The organism is Streptacidiphilus jiangxiensis (assembly GCF_900109465.1).
Classification (GTDB): domain Bacteria; phylum Actinomycetota; class Actinomycetes; order Streptomycetales; family Streptomycetaceae; genus Streptacidiphilus; species Streptacidiphilus jiangxiensis.
Genome location: NZ_FOAZ01000081.1, coordinates 1 through 2,810, shown reverse-complemented (window position 1 = coordinate 2,810; position 2,810 = coordinate 1). Strand labels below are relative to the sequence as shown.

3 protein-coding genes are annotated in these 2,810 nt (G+C 74.6%); all 3 read left to right on the top strand.

The window, feature by feature from the left end:
• Positions 1-751 (top strand): Ldh family oxidoreductase (locus BMY61_RS43715; RefSeq protein ID WP_075004329.1); only part of this gene is annotated, 751 nt, incomplete at its 5' end.
• Positions 752-766: 15 nt separating this feature from the next.
• Complete coding sequence (locus BMY61_RS43710) at positions 767-2,380, top strand: hypothetical protein (RefSeq protein WP_042449589.1); 1,614 nt, start codon at positions 767-769, stop codon at positions 2,378-2,380.
• The coding region (locus BMY61_RS43705; RefSeq protein WP_143094854.1) for a hypothetical protein at positions 2,380-2,810 on the top strand (431 nt) is incomplete at its 3' end. The genes BMY61_RS43710 and BMY61_RS43705, both read left to right, overlap by 1 nt.

The following is a 2,810-nucleotide window of genomic DNA, read 5'->3' as shown; positions in this document are numbered from 1 at the left end:
GGTCGCCGCCCGCCACGCGGTCGCCGCCGCCGCCAACCTCGCCCAGCGCACCGGCACCGCGCTGGTGACCGTCCGCCGAGCCGGCCACACCGGCGCCCTGGGCATCCCGGCCGGACAACTCGCCCGCCGCGGACTCATCGGCCTGGTCGCAGCCCAGACCTCGGCCCGCAGCGTCGCCGTCCTGGGCGGCCCCGGCACCGCGCTGCTCGGCAACCCGGCCCTCGCCATCGCCGTCCCCGCCACCTCACCGCACCCGCCCGCCCTGGTGGACCTGGCCGCCGGCTCCCTGTCCTGGGGCCGGGTCCACCAATACCACCGCGAACAGCGCCCGCTGCCCGCCGGAGCCGCCCTCGACCAGCACGGCCAACCCACCACCGACCCCGGCGCGGCAGCGGTGCTGCTGCCGCCCGGCCCCCGGGCCCAAGGGCTGGCGATCGTGCTGGAACTGCTGGTGGGCGCCCTCACCGGAAGCGCCGTCTTACCCGACGGCAGCGAGGGGCGCGGCCTGCTGTGCCTGGCCATCGACCCGACCCGGCTCGGCACCGCCGACCAGCTCACCGCCGCCGTCGCCGACCTCGCCGCCGCGCTCGCCGAGCACGGCGCCCGCCTGCCCGGCGAGCGCGCCTTCGCCCACCGCACCCAGGCCGCCGCCCACGGAATCCCCGTGGACCGCGGCGACCTGGACGCCCTCATCGAAGCCGGAGCACCCGCCGTCCGGCCGCCGCGCACCTGGATCCGCACCACCCGCTGACGGAAGGACCCCTCCGTGACCACCACCCCGACCACCACCGCCTCACGGCGTACCACCGCGGTGCTGGACGACCTCGCCACCGCAGGTCCCCTGGCCCTGCACCGCGGCCCCGTGCGCCCGCTCGCCGCCCGCGCCCTCCAGGAAGCGTTCGACCCCGCCGACCCCTACGCCGCGATCGCCGCCGCGCGGCGCCTGGCCGACGGGCCGCTGGAGCACGCGCTCGCCGAGGTCGCCGACCGACGCATGCTCCACGAGCCGACCGGGCGCCGCATCCCCCTCCAGGAACTGCCCTCCCGCACCACCCGGGCGCTGACCCGCACCCACCGCCTCGACCCGGCGCAGGCGGACGCGCTCGCCTTCGCGCTGCGCGCCGCCTTCGCCTGGCCCAGCATCGTCGGCACCCCCGACGCCCCGTTCGCCCTCAAGACCGAACTCCCCGCCGGCTTCACCCCGTTCGCCACCCCCGAGGAGATCGCCGCCAGCCAGGCCCTGGCCGGACCGGACGGGCTGAACACCTCCTACATGATCAGCCAGATGAAGGGCGGCATGTCGGTCGATTGCGGTGTCGGCTGCCCGCTCGAGTGCGCCTACTGCTACCGGCGCGAGGGCGACACCGCCGACGGTTACTTCGGCGACTGGGAGCCCAAGGGCTTCCTGACCGCCGAGGAGGTCATCGCCCGGCTGATGGCTCACCCGTGGTTCACCCCGCACGTCACCCCGCTCGGGCTGCACATGTCCACCAGCGAGGCGTTCCTGCCCGTGCTGTGGTCCCGCACCTGGGGCATGCTGCAGCTGCTGGACCAGCTGGGCCTGACCAACCGGGTCTCCTGCATCACCAAGTTCACGCTGGGCGAGGAGCAGATCGCCCAGCTGGAGTCCCTGACCAACGTCGACCTGGACATCCAGGTCTGCTACGCGGCGATGCCCGAGGCGATCGAGCCGCCCAACCGCGAGCGCCGCCTGAACTTCCTGCGCCGCGTCCTGACCTCCGACCGCCTCAACGTCCTCGCCTACTACCGGCCGATCGCCGAGGGCATCAACACCACCGACGCCCACCTGCGCCACGTCTGGGAGACCTACCGCCAGGCCGGCGCGCGCACTGTCGTCCTCGGCGGCCTCAAGTTCGGCGACGACCACGTCGACTCCTTCATGAGCTACGGCCTCCCGCTGCCCACAGGCAGCTTCACCCCCGGCAAGAAACTGCTGACCGCCGACACCGAGCGCCGGATCATGGCGATGTTCGAGCAGGTCTACGCCGACGTGCCGAGCGAGCTGCGCCCCGCCGTGCTCAAGCGCTCCAGCTGCGGCCGCTCCGTCGAACGCGGCAGCCACATCCCCGACTACAACGGCCACCACGACCTGCCCGGCACCAACTGCCGGCTTCGCTGCCCCGCCGCCCAGCACCAGGTCTGCGCCTCCACCACCACCGCGCTCCCCGACGAGGAGACCGTCCGGCACCTGCTGGCCCGCCTGGGCCGCCCGGACGCCCCCGTCGACATCACCCCCTCGACCGTCGTCGTCCACGCTCCGCTGAGCCAGTTCGAGCGCACCTTCCTGCGCCAGAACCTGCTCCACCCCGTCCACACCCCCACACAGGCCGCCGCTCTCCTCGCCGGAAGGCTCAACTGATGACCACCACCGCCACCCCCGACAGCTCCCGGACCGCGGTCGTGCCCGAGCGCACCTTCCTGCCGCTCGCCCAGTCCCCGCTGACCACCGGCGCCACCCGGGCCACGGACGCCGACCTCGCCGTCCGCCTGGCCGCCACCGCCGACCCCACCCCGGCCCTCGTCCGCTCCCTGCTCGCCGTCACCGACCCCGCCACCGCCGAGCGGATCACCGACGCGCTCCAGAACCGCGACCTGCCGCTCGCCTCACTCACCCTGCTGGTCGCCCACCACCCCCAGCTCAAGGCCCCCGCCGCCCAACTGCGCGCCGCGCTCTTCCCCGACGGAACCGAGCACGCCTGCCACACCTTCGCCCGCACCGTCGCCGCCCTCGCCCACCAGGCCGAGCAGATCGACAGTGCGTACCTGGGCAGCGCCAAGTTCACGGCCGC